This is a genomic window from Mesorhizobium waimense (assembly GCF_003601975.1).
Taxonomy (GTDB): domain Bacteria; phylum Pseudomonadota; class Alphaproteobacteria; order Rhizobiales; family Rhizobiaceae; genus Mesorhizobium; species Mesorhizobium waimense.
In genome coordinates this window covers 133,174-150,159 of record NZ_QZWZ01000007.1, presented here as the reverse complement: position 1 = coordinate 150,159, position 16,986 = coordinate 133,174, and the positions used below count along the sequence as shown (strand labels likewise).

Here is a 16,986-nt window from a genome sequence, read left to right as displayed (position 1 = left end):
CTCGGCAAAGACGCCCCGTGCAGGTGACCGTACCCGCGCCACATTTCGCCGGTAGCCGGTCCTCGAACCTTCCGATGTCCAGACCAGAGCCGATGCCCCTTCTGTCCCGCGTTGTTGCGTCTTCTCTTGCCTTGCTGGCAATGGCCGGCACGGCTATCGCCGATCCGCCCGCGGCGCCGGCAAGGCCGAAGCAGGTCATCATCATCTCCTTCGACAGCGCCCGCGACATTTCGCAATGGAAACGCAGCCGGGCGCTGGCTGAGCGCACCGGCGCGCATTTCACCTATTTTCTGTCCTGCGTCTTCCTGCTCTCGCCACAAACGCGCACGGAATACACTGCGCCGGGCAAGAGCGCCGGCAAATCGAATATCGGCTTTGCCGCCTCGAAGCAGGACGTGGCCGATCGGCTCGAGCAGATCGGGCTGGCCGCTTCGGAAGGCCACGACATAGGCAGCCATGGCTGCGGTCATTTCGACGGCAAGGGCTGGAGCAAGGCCGACTGGCTCGCCGAGTTCGGCTCGTTCGAACACATCCTCGAGAATGCCTATTCGATCAACGGCATTGCGCCCGAGCCATCAAGCTGGCGCGCTTTCGCGCGGCATGCGGTGGTCGGCTTTCGCGCGCCCTATCTGTCAGCGAACAAGGCGCTTTACGAGGCACTTCCCGCGGCCGGCTTCGAGTTCGACGCCAGCGGAGTCTCGAAAGGCCCGGCCCAGCCAACGGAGAGAAACGGCATAACGCGTTTTTCGCTGCCGCAGATACCGGAGGGCCCGAAGGCAAGGCCGGTGATCGCCATGGACTACAATCTCTATGTCCGCCATTCCGGCGGCTTCGAGCGGCCGAGCATGGCGGGCGAATTCGCTGACCGAACCTATCAAGCGTTCCGCGCCGCCTTCGACAGGCAATACCAGGGCAAGCGTATCCCGCTGGAACTCGGCTTCCACTTCACGCTGATGAATGGCGGCGCCTACTGGAATGCGCTGGAGCGCTTTGCCGGCGACGTCTGCGTCAAAGCGGATGTCGAATGCATCAGCTTTCGCGACTATGTCGCGCGGCAACGCGCCGGCGACAGACAGGCGGTGGTGGGCGGCTGAACCGCCCACGCTTCTCCTAACCAAAATGTGATCAGGCCGGGTCTTCTGCGCCCTGACGTTCAAGGTAGCGCTGATCGATTTCAGGCAGCGGTTCGCCTTCCAGCGTCGCTTCGAAGGCACGCAGTCGCTTGTGCACCGACTGAAGCTCGACGATGGTCGACCACGAGCTGAGCAGGAACTGCAGCGACCCCGTCACCTTGCCGAATGCGTTCGATATCTGGTTCAGGGCTCCGAAGGTAATCTTGTGCGCCACGAGCGAGGGGCCGAGGATCAGCAGGGAGAAGATGTTGTCGGCCTGCAGGTAGGTGTACCGGACCACATTGAAATAGATGTAGTGGAAATAGAGCCTGAAGTAGTTGTGACGAACATTGGCGAACAGCTCGGCGGTGGTCGCCGGCTGAGCCCTGTCGGCATAATCCTCGCCGTAGACAAGTTCCTTGCGATAGGCGGCCTCGACGCGCTGGTTGCGGAACTGCAATCCCGGCAACTTCAGACCCGCAACCATCACTGAAATCGTTCCGAACAGACACCAGGCAAGTGCTGCGACAACAAGCGGCTGGGGGACTGCTCCGACAATCGGCAACTCAGTGATGTGGGCCTGCAACTGGATCATGACCGGCAGGAAGGCGATCAAGGTCATGATCGACTGGACGAAGCTGGAACCCAGATCCTCCATGATCTGCGAGAACCGCATCGTATCTTCCTGGATACGTTGTGAGGCACCTTCGATGTGGCGCAGCCTGCTCCAATTCTCGACGAAATAGTTGTTCATCGCCGTGCGCCAGCGGAAGATCCAGTGGCTGACGATGAAGGCATTGACCACCTGCACATTCATACCGACCAGCGCCAGCCACGAAAAATCGGCCAATCCGAGATAGAACTCGCTATCGGTCGACTTTCCCGTACCCGACATCAGTCCCTGCACGTAGTCGAAGAATGGGCCATACCAGGCATTGACCGCGACGCTGACCTGAACGTTGAAATAGATGAAGAACAGGATGACGGCCGTCATCAGGATCGACCAGTTCTGCCAGGGATGCGGAGAATACCAGGCCCAGAAGGCGTAGAAGGCAGCGACACAAAGTACGAAGTAGATGTAGAACCATAGGAATGGCTTGGACCAGAGCACGGCGATGCCGATGATGGGCGGAGCACCGGCGGCAGCAGGTGGCAGGCCAAGCATGGCGCCAACTTGCTCGCCACCGAAGAACCAGAACAGGATCGCGGCAAGGCTCCAGACGGCAGCCGAGGTGAAAAAGAGCTTCGGCTGCGGGAAAAAGGATACGAACACTGTGGCGGGTTCCTCGGTCGAATCGCAAATCAGCGAGGTTGCTGTCAGCGGGCATAAGTTCACACATTAGGGGGAAAGAAAATGCCCGTGCCCGATGCCCGGCACCGAGCAAGCCCACAAATCATGGCGATTTTGGCGCAGCCGACCACGCAATCAAACCGGACGCCAAAAGGATGAGGGCCGCCATGATCGAAGCGAGCACGTAATTGCCGGAGGCCTGGGCGAGCAGGCCAGCGGCGATCGGGCCGATGATCTGGCCAATGCCGAAGGCGGCAGTCATCATCGCCAGGACACGGCGAGGCGCCTGGGGAACCAGTTGTCTTGCCGTCTGCAGGCCGAGCGCGGTGAGAGCTATGAAGGTGCCGCCGAACAGAACGCCGGCCAGCAGCGGCCCGGCATGGCCGCCGACGGCGACACTGGCGGTGACGCCGACCACCTCGACGAGGCAGGCCAGAGCGTAGGCCGCGTAAAGGCCAACCCTTGCAGCAACCTTCTGCCAGAGCCAGAGCGAGGGAAGACCGGCAAGGCCGGTGACCATCCAGACCGCTGCCTCGAAGACGCGCCCGCCGCCGCCCTGGCGGACGATGGCGACCAGGAACGTTGCCGTCACCACATAGCCGAAACCGAACAGGCCATAAGCGACGATCATCTTCAGCAGCGGCCTGTCCTTCGGCAGCGGCGGCTCGCGACCGGCGACGCCATTGGCGGTAGAAGTAGAGCCGACCAGCCAGGCGACGACCACCAGCCCGCAAGCGGAGTACCGCCGACCATAGCCAGCCCGCCGCCCAGCCGGCATGGTCGGTGACGAGAACCGCCATCAGCGCCGAGGAGGCCGCGATGCCCAAGCCGACACCGCCGAAATGCAGGGCCTGCAGATCGTGGCGGTCGGCCCGGATGAGATGGCTGAAGACGATGCTCGACATGAACACCATGACGAAGGCGCTGGCGAGACCGGCAAGAAGGCGGATGACAAGGAAAGCGGCCATGGTTTCGCTGAACCCCATCAGCCCGGCAAGCACGGTGCTGGCGGCGAGGCTCGACAGCATCAGCAGGCGCTCGCGCCCATGCGCCCAGCCGCCGGCCGCAGCCAGCGCGCCGACGAGGTAGCCAAGATAGTTGGCGGACGCGATCCAGCCGGCATCCGCCGGCGTCAGGCCAAGCTCGTCCATCATGCCGGGCAGGATCGGCGTGTAGACGAAACGGCCGATGCCCATGGCGACAGCAAGCGCAAGCATGCCGGCGATGGCGAGGCGCAAGGGCGAAGCGATTTTCATTGCAGGCACAATAGGTGCATGCGCCGGTGAGACAATCTGCTTGCCTTGGGCCAGCGCGACCGCAGACTGCTAACGGTAAGCGGCCGCCAGCCGTTTGGCCCACGCATCCACCACGAAGGCTTTAGCCGCAGCCTGCCGTCACCGTCTCGTAGGCCGTGCGCCGCGCTGTCAGGCGGAACGGCACGTCGCCCAGTTCACGCTCCGACATGGTGTCGAGCACCGGGTGCGACAACGGGTCGATAACCCAGCGGGCGATCTCGTCATGGCGCGGGTTTTGCCCTGTACCGGAAACGGAAAAGACTTTTAGCAATGATAAAATCTTCATCGTCTTTGCCTCCAACGTCTGGCTTGCCTCCATAAAATCTGCCTTTCTACCCGGTATTTCAATTGAGATTTCGGCCATTTCAGTTTAGAAAAACTTCATGGTTCTGCTCAACCGCGTCCATCTGAATGGCCTGCGCGCCGTGGAAACTGTCGCTCGGCTGGGATCGCTCGCTGCGGCGGCTTCCGAGCTCAACGTTTCCGTCAGCGCCGTCAGCCAGCAGATCAAGCGCACCGAAAAGCAGCTCGGCCAGACGCTGTTCGAACGGACACCGGGCGGACTGGTTCCAACGGAGTTCGGGGCTGTCTTTACGGCCCGACTGGGTACGGGCTTCCGCGAGCTTGCCCAGGCAGTGGCGCTGGCCGACGAGGCGAGCCAGTGCACGCTGGTGGTTTCGGTTGCGCCGGCCTTTGCCTCGAAATGGCTGCTGCCCAGGCTGTCGCGGCATTTTGCCCGGCATCCGAAAGTGCTGCTGCGCATCGACGCTTCGGGTCGGATCGCCGATCTCGACCATTCCGACATCGACATCGGCATTCGGATGGGTGACGGCAAATGGCCGGGCGTGCGCGCGGAACTGCTGCTGGCGCAGGAGGTCTTCCCGGTCTGCGCGCCGTCGATCGCGGCCAAGCTCAGCTCGATTGAGGATCTGGCGCAGACCTGCGCGATCACCGACGAGCGGTCGATGATCAATTGGGACAGCTGGTTCGAAGCGGCGGGCGTCGAGCCTGTGACCTTCCTCAAGGGCGCGCGCTTCACCGACCCGATGCTTTGCCTGGAATCGGCGATCGCCGGCCATGGCGTTATGCTGGCCTGGCAATTGCTGACGGCCGACGCTCTCACCGACGGAAGGCTGGTGGCGCCCTTCGGCGTGCGCGCCGAGAGCGGGCTGGGTTATTGGATGGTGACCTCGGCAACCAAGGCCGAAAGCCGCAAGGTGCGCGATTTCAAGGCCTGGATCCGCGAAGAGATCGAGGCGACGATGGCGCAATTCCAGTCGCTCGACAGCGCGGCCTGAGCCTGGTCCACCGCAATGCGGTGGAAAGGATGGCGGCAGCGGTCTATGTATGGATCAGACCCCACATCACGGCAGGCAGGATCATGACCACACATTCGCGCGGCGTTTCCGCAACGATCGACCCGGTGAAGCTCGACAGGCTGGCCGAGGTCGCCATCAAGGTCGGGCTGCAGTTGCAGCCTGGACAGGACCTGGTGCTGACCTCGTCGATCGCGGCCCTGCCCTTGACGCGGCGCATCGTCGAGCATGCCTACAAGGCCGGCGCCGGGCTGGTGACGCCGATCTTCAACGACGACGAAATCACGCTGGCGCGCTTCCGCTACGGCGCCGATGCCGGTTTCGACCGCGCAACCGGCTGGCTCTATGAAGGCATGGCCAAGGCCTTCGCCGGCAACGCGGCGCGGCTCGCCGTGCGCGGCGAGGACCCGTCGCTTTTGTCGGCGCAGGATCCTTCGAAGGTAGCGCGGGCCAACAAGGCGAATTCGATGGCCTACCAGCCGGCGTTGGAGAAGATCACCGGCTTCGACATCAACTGGAACATCGTTGCCTATCCCGATCTCGCCTGGGCCAAGCAGGTGTTTCCCGATGACGCCGACGACGTCGCGGTGGTAAAACTCGCCGACGCCATCTTCGCCGCCTCGCGCGTCGACGTGGAAGACCCGATCGGCAACTGGACGGCGCACAATGCGGCCTTGCGCAGCCGCACCGAATGGTTGAACGGCCATGATTTCCATGCGCTGCATTTCACCGGGCCGGGCACTGACCTCACCGTCGGACTGGCCGACGGCCATGAATGGATGGGCGGCGCCTCGACCGCCAAGAACGGCGTCACCTGCAACCCGAACATCCCGACCGAAGAGGTGTTCACCACGCCGCATGCAAGGCGCGTCTCGGGCCACGTCTCCTCGACCAAACCGCTGTCCTACCAGGGCACGCTGATCGACGAGATCTCGGTGCGCTTCGAGGAGGGCAGGATCGTCGAGGCCAAGGCCTCGAAGGGCGAAGACGTGCTGAAGAAGGTGCTCGACACCGACGAGGGCGCGCGCCGTCTCGGCGAAGTGGCGCTGGTTCCGCATTCCTCGCCGATCTCGGCGAGCGGCCTGTTGTTCTTCAACACGCTGTTCGACGAGAACGCCGCCTGCCACATTGCGCTCGGGCAATGCTATTCGAAATGCTTCGTCGACGGCGCCTCGCTCAGCCAGGACGAGATCGCCCAGCGCGGCGGCAACAAGAGTTTCATCCACATCGACTGGATGATCGGCTCGGACAAGATCGACATAGACGGCGTCGGCAAGGACGGCAGCCGCGTGCCGGTGATGCGCAAGGGCGAATGGGCCTGAGCGGATCGCACTGCGGAGGTTGCCATGGCCTTCGATATCGCGGTCAAGCGCATTTACGAAGCGCCAGAGAAGAGCGACGGCCAGCGGGTGCTGGTAGACCGCGTCTGGCCACGCGGAGTTGCCAAGAAGGACGCGGCGCTGACGCTTTGGCTGAAGGAGATCGCGCCGAGCGACGAACTACGCAAATGGTTCGGGCATGAGCCGGCGCGCTGGACAGAGTTCCAGAAGCGATATGGCGCCGAGCTTGATGGGAATGAGGACGTGGTAGCGAAACTGCGCGCCTTGCTCGACAAGGGTCGGGTGACGCTGCTGTTTGGTGCGCATGATGAGGCGCACAACAATGCGGTGGCGCTGGCGGGGTACCTACTTCGTCATCCTCGGGCTTGATGCACGCCATAGCGAGCGCCAGCCTGGCGTTCGCTGAGCCTCCAGGCGGCCTTCTGGCGGTTCGCGCGTCGGACATGCCGAGCAGCCGGGCGCGATCGTCCCCGCCGTTCGGGTTGGCGTGGTCGGCGTCCTCGGCGATTACCGCGGCTGATAATCATCGAACCAGAATGATGAGTGGCGTCGCGAGATAGTTCCCACCGACGGCAAGGGAAAATGCGACGTCATGACGATGCGGCCATTGTCCGAGCAAGCCTCCAGGAATGCCCACCGCGTCCGACGTGCCTGGTCAGGGTCCGTGTCGTACCGAAAGTTCCAGTCGGGGTAAATGCACTGCATCGGCCAATGCATGAGATCGCCGGAAAACACTGCCCCTACGCCCTGAGATCTCAGTCCGATGGCTACGTGCCCCAGGGTGTGGCCCGGGGTCGGCTCCAGCCACACTTCGTCATCGAGTTCATGGTCCATATCGACAAGCACAGCCCGACCAGCCTCGACGATTGGCAGTACATTGTCCTCATAGGTCCGTGTGGCATCGCCGGAGGCCGCCTGTGCGGCCTCGTACTCGCGCCGCGCCATGATGTAGCGGGCGTTGGGGAATGTCGGTATCCAACGTCCGTCCACCAATCGTGTGTTCCAGCCGCAATGGTCGACGTGAAGATGGGTGCACAGCACATAGTCGATCTGCTCGGGAGCAACACCGGCATTTGCCAGCCGCTTCAAAAAGGTGCCGTCATTGCGGCGATGCCAATGCGGGAAGTCTGCGATCGTCTTGTCGTTGCCGACGCAACCGTCGACCAGAATGGTGTGGCGTCCGGTACGAACCAGAAAACTCTGGATGGGAAGAATAATCCGACCGGTTGCCGGCGATATCGATCTGGGCGTGAGCCAATGAAGATGCGGTTCGAGTGCTTCATCGGTGCAGTCGGGGAACCATTCCGATGGCGTCCGCAGAGGGTCGCACATCTCCAGAATTCTGGTTACCCAAATATCCCCGATTCTCCAGTCATCCACCGGTGCGATCCTTCTTCGATCAAGGGACGGATCGATAGATATAACATTTGCGGCCATCTGACGTCAGACATCGCGCCGCTCACGATCGGGTACCAAGCGATAGATCCCAACCACTAGGACGACGAAGTGAGAGCGGGCTTAGGGCACCCTACCCACCGCCGCCTGATAAACATCCGCCTTGAACCCTACGAGAATGCGGTCGCCAACCTCCAGCACCGGCCGCTTGATCATCGTCGGCTTGGCCAGCATCAGCGCCTTGGCCCTCTTCTCGTCGAGCGATTGTTTTTCGTTGTCCGCCAGTTCGCGGAACGTCGTGCTTGCCTTGTTCAGCAGGACTTCCCAGCCGACCTTGCCCACCCAGCCATTGAGCCGGTCCGCCTCCAGCCCTTCGGCTCGGTAGTCATGAAAGCGGTAGGCAACATCATGCCGCTCCAGCCAGACGCGCGCCTTCTTGATCGTGTCGCAGTTGGTGATGCCGTACATGGTGATCGTCAAAGCAGAACCCTCGAACTGATGGATTACGAATCTGGCGGCAGGCTAGGCCCGCCCTGCCCGCTTTGCCAACGGCTTTGCCCACGCCTTCGAATTTCGGACTTGCCAACACTAAGGTTTTTACCTAAGTAATTTTGCGAAACGCCTGTGGCGGCGCGATACACGCCGGAAAGAAGAGGTCATGAGCCTGCAAATCGCCAGCCCCAGCTCGCCACCGATCGACGGCATTTTCCGCGCGCTCGCCGATCCGACGCGCCGCCTTGTGATGGAGCGGCTGAACCGGAGCCCGGCCTCGGTCAGCGAGCTTGCCGAGCCCTTCGACATGGCCCTGCCCTCCTTCATCGAGCACCTCAAGGTGCTGGAAGGGAGCGGGCTGGTGCATTCGGAAAAGGCCGGCCGCGTCCGGACCTACCGGCTTTCGCCCGAACCGCTGAAGCTGGTTGAAAACTGGCTATCCGAGCAGCGCACGCTGTGGGAGCGCCGCCTCGACCAGTTCGACGCCTATGTCATGACCCTCAAGGAGAAAGAAAAGTGAGCTATCCGTTCAAGCTGGACCCGAGACTGGACCTCATGCTGGAGCGCGTTGTCGATGCGCCGCGCGAATTGTTGTGGACCGCCTGGACACAGCCGCAGCACGTCAAGCAATGGTTCACGCCGAAGCCATGGGTCATCACCGACTGCGAGATCGACCTTCGGCCCGGCGGACTTTTCAGGACGCGCATGCAGTCGCCTGACGGCAAGGAAGTCAACGACCGCCATTGCTGCTATCTCGAGATCGTGCCGAACGAGCGGCTGGTGTGGACCGATGCGCTGCTGCCCGGCTACCGGCCTTCGGGCAAGCCTTTCATCACCGCAGTGATATCCTTGCAGCCGGAGGGCAAGGCGACGCGCTACACCGCGACCGCCATCCACCGGGACGAGGCGACGCGCAAGAACCACGAAGAGATGGGTTTTTACGATGGCTGGGGCACGGTGCTCGACCAGCTTGCGGACTTTGTGAAGACGATCTGAGGTTGACATATGGCGGCCAGGGCAACCGTCCTGGCCGCCTAACTTTAGATCGACCATCAGCAAGCCGGTGGTGTTCCGGCTTCAATAATAGAAGCGCTCTTCGGTAATCTTGCCGTTCTTGACCGTGTACAGGCCAACCTCATCCATGGTGACACGCTCGCCGGTAGCCTTGGGCGTTATGTCAAACTTGAAGCGGACCGCGAACTGGTCGCCGTTGACGTAGGGACCCTCGACCGAGCCGCCATGGACTTCGTTGTTTTCTTGCCACCACTGGCCCTTCTGCTTGACGGCGTCCTTGCCTTCGCAGACGGCCATCGGCCCTTCCATGGCTTCGTAGCTGGCGATGTTGTCTGCGTTGTACTTCTCAGCAGCGGCTTCGTTGCTGCCTTGCTTAAGGAGCTCTGTGAAATCCTTGGCAATTTCCGCGGTGATCATATGTGTTCCTCCTGTTCAGACGCTTTCCAAGTAGGGAGCCCGTTGCTGGCCTTCCACCGCCGGCCAGCCGATAGCTGACAACTCATGCCAGCATGGACGGACTATCTGCGGATTATCTGTCTACGCGGACACTGCATGAGGCGCTGTTGAAGACGGTGAAAGACATCACCGGCAAGGATGCGGCGTTCATCCGCTGTAACGGGACAAGCCCGGTGGAGCCCTTAGGCCCGGCGAACTAGGCACTCAGTCTTAATTGAGCGAGTTCTAATGTGCGCTCATAAATTGATCAGCGCGGGGAATTGGTTGCCACCACCCGCAGTGGCCGGTGCGGCGCGCCCCCAAGGAGCCCCCGTTGCACCGGCCATTCCTACGGCTGCTGGCTCGCCTTGCGTCTTTGTGCCCAGCGACCTTGGGCCCTCAGTCTCATTTGAGAGATTGCTAATCTGCTATAAAATGGCTTCAGAGCGGGTTGCTCGTCTCGCAGGGCCGGTGCAGTTGGGGTCTTGGCTAGGGTGCTGCACCGGCCTTTTCACACGATGTCGTTGATATGTTGCCGGCCTATCAGTTGCGATCCGTTTTGGAGCAACCGGCTCCGCTATGCCTGATAGCAGCCGCGTTCGATCGCGAGGCGGCGCACCAGCGCCAGCACGCTGTCGATGGTGGGTGTTGGTTGGCCGGTCAGCCGGCCGAGTTCCTGTACCGCCGTGACCAGCGCGTCGATCTCCATCGGGCGGCCGCGCTCGAGATCCTGCAGCATCGAGGTCTTGTGCTCGCCGACATCGCCGGCGCCCTTGATGCGCCGATCGACGGCGACGGGGAAGCGCACGCCGAGGCTTTCGCCGATCGCCTGCGCTTCCAGCATCATGGCGCGGGCCAGCGTGCGCGTCGCCTCGTCGGCGACGATGGACGCCAGCGTGCTGCCGGTCAGCGCCGAAATCGGGTTGAAGGAGAGATTGCCCCAGAGCTTGACCCAAATCTCGCTGCGGATGTCGTCGCGGACCGGCGCCTGCAAGCCCGCCGCGACCAATTCCTTGGCGAGCCGCGTGACGCGCTCGCTCTTTTCGCCCGAAGGTTCGCCGAGCGAAAAGCGCGCGCCCTCGACATGGCGGATCAGCCCGGGCGCATCGACCTCGGCGGCGGGGTAGACGACGGAGCCGATGACGCGCTCCGGTCCGAGCCGGTCCCAGATCGTGCCGCCGGGATCGACGGCTTGAATGCGGGTGCCTTCAAGCGGTCCGCCCGCCTTGTAGAAATACCACCATGGCACGCCATTCTGCATGGTGACGATGGCGGTGTCAGGCCCAAGCAGCGGCGAGATCTGGTCGAGCGCCGGAGCAACCGAATGCGCCTTCAACGCCAGCACGACATAATCCTGCATGCCGAGTTCTTCGGCGCGCGCAGCGGCCCTAACCGGAGCAACGGATTCGTGGCCGTCCTCAATCAGCCGAAGGCCATCAGCCTTGATCGCATCGAGATGCGCGCCGCGCGCCACGATCGAGAGATCGACCTTGCCGGCGATCGCAAGCTTCGCGGCGAGGTAGCCGCCTATGGCGCCGGCGCCGAAAACGGTAGCGCGCATCAGCCGAGACCGAGCTTGGCGGCAAGGCCGATGCGCTGCAACTTGCCGGTCGCGCCCTTGGGGATTTCGTCGAGGATGAGAACCTTGCGCGGCACCTTGAAATCGGCGAGCCGCGTGGCGGCAAAAGAGCGGATGTCGGCTTCACTTGCGCTCAAACCTTCGCGCAGCACGACGGCGGCCGCGACATCTTCGCCGAGCTTGTCATGCGGCATGGCGAAAGTGACGACCTGCGCTACCGCCGGATGGTCCATCAGCACGCCGTCGACCTCGAGCGGCGAAATCTTCTCGCCGCCGCGGTTGATGATCTCCTTCAACCGGCCGGTGACGCGCAGATAGCCGTCCTCGTCCAGCACGCCCTGATCGCCGGTGTGGAACCAGCCATGCGCGAAGGCACTGGCATTGGCGTCCGGGTTCTTCTCATAGCCGGCAGAGACGTTGGGGCCGCGAACGACGATCTCGCCGGTCTCGCCGGCTTCGAGCAAGCGCCCGTCGAGAGCCATGACCGCGAGCTGCGGCCCGGCGGCTGCGCCGACGCTGCCCGGCTTGCGCTGGCCAGGCGGCAGGCGGTTGGACGCCATCTGGTGCGCGGCCTCGGTCATGCCGTAGGATTCGATCACCGGGCAAGAGAAGGTCGATTCGAGCTCGGCCATCACCTGCGCCGGCAGCGATGCCGAAGACGAGCGGATGAAGCGCAAGGGTGCAGTCGCCAGCGCATCGGCGTTGCGCGCGGCGCGCGGCAGGATCGCCTGGTGCATGGTCGGCACCGCCGTGTACCAGCTCGGTTTTGCCTCGTTCAGCCAATGGAAGAAGCGCAGGGCGTTGAAGCCCGGCGTGCAGAACACACTGCCGCCGGCGGCGAGCGATGACAGCACCGCGGCGATCAGCCCATGGATGTGGAACAGGGGCATGATGTTGAGGCAGCGGTCGTCGGCGGCCAGGCCGAGCGTCGCGCCGATATGGGCGGCGGACGCAGCAAGGTTGGCTTGGCTGAGCGGCACCAGCTTGGGGCGCGACGTGGTGCCCGAGGTGTGCAGCAACAGCGCGATGTCGCCATCCTCCGCCAGCCCGGACGAAACAGACGGACCGACCGGTTCGCCCTCGATGGTGAAGCTGCCGGCCGGCGCATCGGACAACGAAACGAGCCGCAGCACGCGGATGCCGAGGCGCTCGGCAACGCCGACCGCCGGACCGCTTTCATCCGCGGCGACGAGGATCGCCTTGGCGCCGATGTCGGAGAGATAAAAATCGAGCTCGTCGGCCCGGTAGGCCGGGTTGAGCGGCGCGGTCGAAGCGGCGGCCGCCACCGCGACGAAGGCCGTCGCCATCTCCGGTCCGTTGGGCAGGACGATGGCAACTCGATCGCCACGGCCGAGACCCAGCGCGTTGAGCCGCGCCGCCGTCTCGCGGATCAGGCGGCGCAATCCGCCATGCGTGAGGGTTGTCCGGTCGGGTGCCGAAATCGCCGGCGCGCCGTCTGTACCTGCGGCGATCCGCGCGATGATCGAATTCGTTTCAGACAACCCTGACCTCGATGTCGCCAACACTGTCGATATGGCCGGTGAGAATGTCGCCGCGCTGGACGGCGCCGACGCCGGACGGCGTCCCCGAAAGGATAATGTCTCCGGGCATGAGCGTAAATAGGCCAGACAGGTAACTGATCATTTCAGGCACCTTCCAGATCATCTGGTTGAGATCGCCCGTCTGCTTGCGCTGCCCGTTCAGGTCCAGCCAGATCGCACCTTGGGCGGGATGGCCGATCGCGCTTGCAGGAACCAGCGGGGTGCATGGCGCCGACGCCTCGAAGGCCTTGCCGACCTCCCAGGGCCGACCGAGATCCTTGGCCACGGCCTGCAGGTCGCGCCGCGTCATGTCGAGGCCGACGCCGTAGCCGAAAACGCAGTCGAGCGCTTTGTCCACCGGAATGTCCTTGCCGCCGCTTTTCAACGCCACGACCATCTCGATCTCATAGTGGACGTCGCTGGAAGCCGGCGGATAGGGAAATTCTCCGGATGTGTTGAGGTTGTCGGGGTTCTTCTGGAAGAAGAAAGGCGGCTCCTTGTTCGGATCGTGGCCCATTTCGACGGCGTGCGCCGCATAGTTGCGGCCGACGCAATAGACCCGATGCACCGGAAACAGCTTGTCGGACTGAGCGACCGGGATGGCCGGGATCGTGGTCGGTTCGATTGCGTAGTCTGCGCCGTGAATGTTCATTATCTTGCTCCTGCGTAGTATTCGACTTTGGCTTCGGCCCGCTCGATCAGTTCGGCGATCAGGAGGGCGAAGGCGAAAAGGATGATGGTGAGGGCCCAGAACTCGGCCATGCGGAAGTTCCGCGAGAAGGTCTCGAAGAGTGCGCCATAGCCGACGATGGCGACCAGAAGTTGGCCGATCACAACGCCCTTCACGCCGCGGATGAGGCCGAGCCTTATGCCGGCGAGGATTTCCGGCAGCGCCGCCCAGAGGATGATTTTCAGGTACAGCGCCCGTCGCGAGGCGCCATAGGATCGCGCCATCTCGATGAGCGACGGCGAGATGTGCCGTACGCCGGCGCGGGTATCAAGGACGATGATCCAGATCGCAAACAGGAACACCGCCGCGACGATCGTCCTTTCGCCGAAGCCGAACAGGATCATCAGCACCGGCACCAGGGCCGAGAGCGGGGCGCTGGAAAAGATGTTGACCCACATGCCGAGCAGGTCGTCGGCGATCTTCACGCGGCCCATGAGAATGCCGAGCGGCACGCCGATAACGATCGACAGGACCATTCCGGTGAAAAAGGCGCGCAGCGTCGTGACCGTCGCGCTCTGCCAGGACGGAGTCTGCACCAGACCTACAGCCGCGCTCAGCACTTCGCTTAGTGGCGGCAGCAGGAAGACCAGGTCGAGCCTGCCGACGATCTCCCACAGCACGCACCAGACGAGCAGCGATGCCATCATCGGGACGCGGTAGCCGAACAGGGTCATCTCAGGGCCTCATTCGGCATATTGCTTCAACCCCTGCCAGATTTCCTGGACCGTATCGAGATAGTGCTTGTCGCGGTGGATGAGGTCCGGGTCGCCGGAGCGGTCGATCTCAGGTTCGATGATCTGCGAAACCCTGCCCGGCCGGGGCGACAGCAGCACGATGCGATCGGATATATAAACCGCCTCCTCGATCGAGTGCGTGACGAAGATGAAGGTCTTGTTCTGGTTGCTGCGCAACCTGATCAGGTCTTCCTGAAATTTCCGCCGGTTCTGCTCGTCAACAGCCGAGAACGGTTCGTCGAGAAGCAGCACGTCGGCATCGACCGACAAGGCGCGCGCCAGACCGACGCGCTGGCGCATGCCGCCCGAAAGCTGATGTGGATATTTATCCTCGAACCCGGCGAGCCCGACCTCGGCAATGTAGTGGCGGGCGATCTCCTCGCGCTCGGCTCTTGCCTTGCCGCGCAGTTCGAGCCCGAAGGCGACGTTGCGGAGCGCGGTTGCCCACGGCATCAGCGCAAAATCCTGGAATACGAAGGCACGCTCGGGGCCCGGCGCGGTGACCACCTTGCCGTCGACCGCGATCGAGCCGGCATTGGCCTTGATCAGCCCGGCGATGATCTTGAGAAGCGTCGTCTTTCCGCAGCCGCTCGGGCCGAGCAGGCTACTCAGCTTGCCACGCGGAAAGTCGAGGTCTATGCCGCGCAAAGCTTCGGTACTCCCGTAGCTCTTGGAGATTCCCCTCACCTCGACGATCGGATCGATTGGTGCGGGCATCGATGACGGTTCCTTTCGCAGTACAGCAGCGCGCATCTCAGGCTCCTCTTGTCTCGGGCCTGAAAACACGGACCTCGATCCACTGCAGCACAATCAGCGTCAGGGTCGAAAGCGCGATAATCGAGGCAATCGTTGCATACATTTCGGCATAGTCGGCGCGTGAGCGGTGAAAGGTGATCAGGTCGCCGATTCCGGTCGGTGTGATCAGCAGTTCGGCCAGCACGACGCCGACGAAGCCCGCCGCCACACCCAGGCGCAGACCCGCGAAAATGACCGGGCTGGCGTCAGGAAGGACGATCTGTGTGACCACTTGCCAGCGCGTTCCGAGGAACGAGCGGCACATGACGACGAGCGACTCGTTGACGTTTCGCACCGCCTTATAGGTGTTGAGCACGATGACCGGCAAAGCCAGTATCATCACAGCAAGCGTCTTGGCGGTCATGCCGATGCCGTAGACGAAAGTCACCATCGGGATGAAGGCGGCGACGGGCGCGGCCTGGAGCACGATAAACACCGGGATCAGCAGCCATTCACCGGTGCGCCACAAGCCGCACAGCGTTCCGAGGCCGACGCCGAGGAAAGCCGACAGCACTATACCGAGCAGCAAGGGTTGCAGCGTCGAGACATACGCCAACGGCAGGCTGCCGTCGGCGATCAGCCCGATGAATGCGGTGAAAGTGGCCGAGAAGGTTGGAAACGCAAAGCTCACCGGTATGCGGCCGGCGATTTCCCAGATGCCCGCAAAAAGGGCGATCGAGACCAGCCTCAAGAGAACTGGCTGGTCCCGCCATCCACCCACTTCGCCGCGTGTCGAACGGGTCGCGAGGCCGACGGCCTCGCTCTCCGTCCTGATGCCGGTCGCCATCCGCCAGACCTATTTCTTGCCGAGCTTGGCGACGGCGCGGTCGATAGCAGCGACATCCCAGAAATCCTCGACCTTGAGCGAGGCCGGCTCGCCTTCGATCTGGCCGGCAAGGCTGAAGAAAGCAAAATCGTCGGCAGCGGCCTCCGCTCCGCCGCCGTTCAGCACCAGGCTGCCGGCGGTGGCCGATTCCTTGTAGTACTCGGAAATTTCCGCGTCAGCGTCTGCGCCAAGGTCGGGCAGCAGCTTGTACTTGTTGCGAAACTCGACTGCGACCGCGGGGTTCTCGGTGATCTCGCGCCCCGTCTTCATCAGTTCCTCGACGAGGATATCGACATCGGCGGCATTGTTCTTCAGATAGTCGGCGGTGGCGAACAGACCTTCGTCGGTGGCGCTGAGGTCATCGACCGGCAGCACGATGAACTTGCCGGGCGCTTCGGCCTCGAGCGCGCGCCGATTGGCTGCGTCGACGATCGAGGCTTTCAGGGTGCCCTGGATAAGCGCATTGCGCCGGACCTCGGAGCCGGGGACGTAGCTGACAGTGCCGAGCTTGATGCCGTGGGTCTTGGCCATTAGCAGCATGACGGCCTCGGTGCCGGAGCCGCGCGCCTGCACCGCCACGTCCTGTCCGTCCAGATCCTTCCACTCCTTGTAGAACTCACTGTTGACCACCGGGAAAAAGCGCAGCGTCGAAATCTGCGCGAACAGGCGAATAGGCACGCCCGCCTTCTGGATCAGCGTGTAGGGTGCACCGATGCCGACATCTGCCTGGTTGCCGACGATGGCTTGGGCGGCCAGGTCTTCATCGTTGAGCACGATCAGTTCGACGTTTACTCCGCGTTCCTTCGCGCGTTCGATGGCGGTGAGCGTCTGGATGGATTCGATTCCCGGCAAATCCCCGAACGCGATCCGCATATCGCCGGCGCTGGCAGCCTCGATCGACATTGCACTGCCGATCGCCGCGGCGAGCGCTGTTGCAAGGACGGCACGTCTGGACAGCTTGGTCATGTTGATTCCTCCCGTTTTTCTTGTAACCAATATTGCAAATGGTTAAGGATTTTGGTCAGATTGGTCAAGCAATAATTCGCATTCGACCGAGTTAACACACGATCCGCGGTTCGCAGTTCAGATAT

Annotated in this window: 18 protein-coding genes and 1 pseudogene; 6 read left to right on the top strand and 13 right to left on the bottom strand. The window is 62.8% G+C overall.

Annotated elements, in window-relative coordinates; all coding sequences use genetic code 11:
* The first annotated feature begins 92 nt into the window (after nt 1-92).
* A complete protein-coding gene (locus D3227_RS11365) occupies nt 93-1,094 on the top strand; it encodes a polysaccharide deacetylase family protein (RefSeq protein WP_120014317.1) in 1,002 nt (333 codons plus the stop codon).
* Between the two features lie 31 nt (nt 1,095-1,125).
* Here the strand turns inward: D3227_RS11365 and sbmA are convergent, their stop codons facing one another.
* The 3 genes and pseudogenes from sbmA to D3227_RS11350 form a co-directional block, all read right to left on the bottom strand.
* Nucleotides 1,126-2,385: a peptide antibiotic transporter SbmA gene (sbmA, locus tag D3227_RS11360; RefSeq protein ID WP_120014200.1), complete on the bottom strand. Its 1,260-nt coding sequence runs from the start codon at nt 2,383-2,385 to the stop codon at nt 1,126-1,128.
* A 121-nt stretch (nt 2,386-2,506) separates the two neighbouring features.
* Nucleotides 2,507-3,620, bottom strand: a pseudogene (locus tag D3227_RS11355) (YbfB/YjiJ family MFS transporter).
* A 160-nt stretch (nt 3,621-3,780) separates the two neighbouring features.
* The gene (locus D3227_RS11350; protein WP_167480669.1) at nt 3,781-3,984 is read right to left on the bottom strand and encodes a hypothetical protein; all 204 of its coding nucleotides are present in this window, start codon (nt 3,982-3,984) and stop codon (nt 3,781-3,783) included.
* 97 nt (nt 3,985-4,081) lie between these two features.
* Here D3227_RS11350 and D3227_RS11345 point away from each other — a divergent pair, with 97 nt between their 5' ends.
* From D3227_RS11345 to D3227_RS11335, 3 genes are all read left to right on the top strand, one after another.
* The gene (locus D3227_RS11345) at nt 4,082-4,996 is read left to right on the top strand and encodes a LysR substrate-binding domain-containing protein (RefSeq protein ID WP_120014198.1); all 915 of its coding nucleotides are present in this window, start codon (nt 4,082-4,084) and stop codon (nt 4,994-4,996) included.
* 83 nt (nt 4,997-5,079) lie between these two features.
* Nucleotides 5,080-6,336, top strand: coding sequence for an aminopeptidase (locus tag D3227_RS11340; protein ID WP_120014316.1), 1,257 nt, complete (start codon nt 5,080-5,082; stop codon nt 6,334-6,336).
* Nucleotides 6,337-6,360: 24 nt separating this feature from the next.
* The gene (locus tag D3227_RS11335) at nt 6,361-6,723 is read left to right on the top strand and encodes a DUF488 domain-containing protein (protein ID WP_120014197.1); all 363 of its coding nucleotides are present in this window, start codon (nt 6,361-6,363) and stop codon (nt 6,721-6,723) included.
* A gap of 138 nt (nt 6,724-6,861) precedes the next feature.
* Here D3227_RS11335 and D3227_RS11330 read toward each other — a convergent pair whose 3' ends face one another.
* Nucleotides 6,862-7,791 (bottom strand): MBL fold metallo-hydrolase, encoded by a 930-nt coding sequence (locus D3227_RS11330; RefSeq protein WP_120014196.1) that lies wholly within the window; start codon nt 7,789-7,791, stop codon nt 6,862-6,864.
* A gap of 81 nt (nt 7,792-7,872) precedes the next feature.
* Complete coding sequence (locus D3227_RS11325) at nt 7,873-8,229, bottom strand: ArsC family reductase (protein WP_120014195.1); 357 nt, start codon at nt 8,227-8,229, stop codon at nt 7,873-7,875.
* A 178-nt stretch (nt 8,230-8,407) separates the two neighbouring features.
* Here D3227_RS11325 and D3227_RS11320 point away from each other — a divergent pair, with 178 nt between their 5' ends.
* Nucleotides 8,408-8,761, top strand: coding sequence for an ArsR/SmtB family transcription factor (locus D3227_RS11320; protein WP_120014194.1), 354 nt, complete (start codon nt 8,408-8,410; stop codon nt 8,759-8,761).
* The gene (locus D3227_RS11315; RefSeq protein WP_120014193.1) at nt 8,758-9,237 is read left to right on the top strand and encodes an SRPBCC family protein; all 480 of its coding nucleotides are present in this window, start codon (nt 8,758-8,760) and stop codon (nt 9,235-9,237) included. Before D3227_RS11320 ends, D3227_RS11315 begins: the two co-directional genes overlap by 4 nt.
* An 81-nt stretch (nt 9,238-9,318) precedes the next feature.
* On the opposite strand, the gene D3227_RS11310 is transcribed toward D3227_RS11315, so the two are convergent.
* The 8 genes from D3227_RS11310 to D3227_RS11275 form a co-directional block, all read right to left on the bottom strand.
* Complete coding sequence (locus D3227_RS11310; RefSeq protein WP_120014192.1) at nt 9,319-9,672, bottom strand: nuclear transport factor 2 family protein; 354 nt, start codon at nt 9,670-9,672, stop codon at nt 9,319-9,321.
* A 595-nt stretch (nt 9,673-10,267) separates the two neighbouring features.
* A complete protein-coding gene (locus D3227_RS11305) occupies nt 10,268-11,251 on the bottom strand; it encodes a 2-dehydropantoate 2-reductase (RefSeq protein ID WP_120014191.1) in 984 nt (327 codons plus the stop codon).
* Nucleotides 11,251-12,771, bottom strand: a complete 1,521-nt coding sequence (locus D3227_RS11300) for an acyl--CoA ligase (RefSeq protein ID WP_120014190.1) — start codon at nt 12,769-12,771, stop codon at nt 11,251-11,253. Before D3227_RS11300 ends, D3227_RS11305 begins: the two co-directional genes overlap by 1 nt.
* Entirely contained in the window at nt 12,764-13,462 is a 699-nt protein-coding gene (locus D3227_RS11295) for a fumarylacetoacetate hydrolase family protein (RefSeq protein ID WP_167480668.1), read from the bottom strand. Before D3227_RS11295 ends, D3227_RS11300 begins: the two co-directional genes overlap by 8 nt.
* Complete coding sequence (locus D3227_RS11290) at nt 13,462-14,214, bottom strand: ABC transporter permease (RefSeq protein ID WP_006206628.1); 753 nt, start codon at nt 14,212-14,214, stop codon at nt 13,462-13,464. Before D3227_RS11290 ends, D3227_RS11295 begins: the two co-directional genes overlap by 1 nt.
* Before the next feature lie 9 nt (nt 14,215-14,223).
* Nucleotides 14,224-15,027 (bottom strand): ABC transporter ATP-binding protein, encoded by an 804-nt coding sequence (locus D3227_RS11285; protein WP_120014189.1) that lies wholly within the window; start codon nt 15,025-15,027, stop codon nt 14,224-14,226.
* A gap of 1 nt (nt 15,028) precedes the next feature.
* Nucleotides 15,029-15,856, bottom strand: coding sequence for an ABC transporter permease (locus tag D3227_RS11280; RefSeq protein WP_120014188.1), 828 nt, complete (start codon nt 15,854-15,856; stop codon nt 15,029-15,031).
* A gap of 9 nt (nt 15,857-15,865) precedes the next feature.
* Nucleotides 15,866-16,861, bottom strand: a complete 996-nt coding sequence (locus tag D3227_RS11275) for an ABC transporter substrate-binding protein (protein WP_120014187.1) — start codon at nt 16,859-16,861, stop codon at nt 15,866-15,868.
* Nucleotides 16,862-16,986 lie beyond the last annotated feature (125 nt).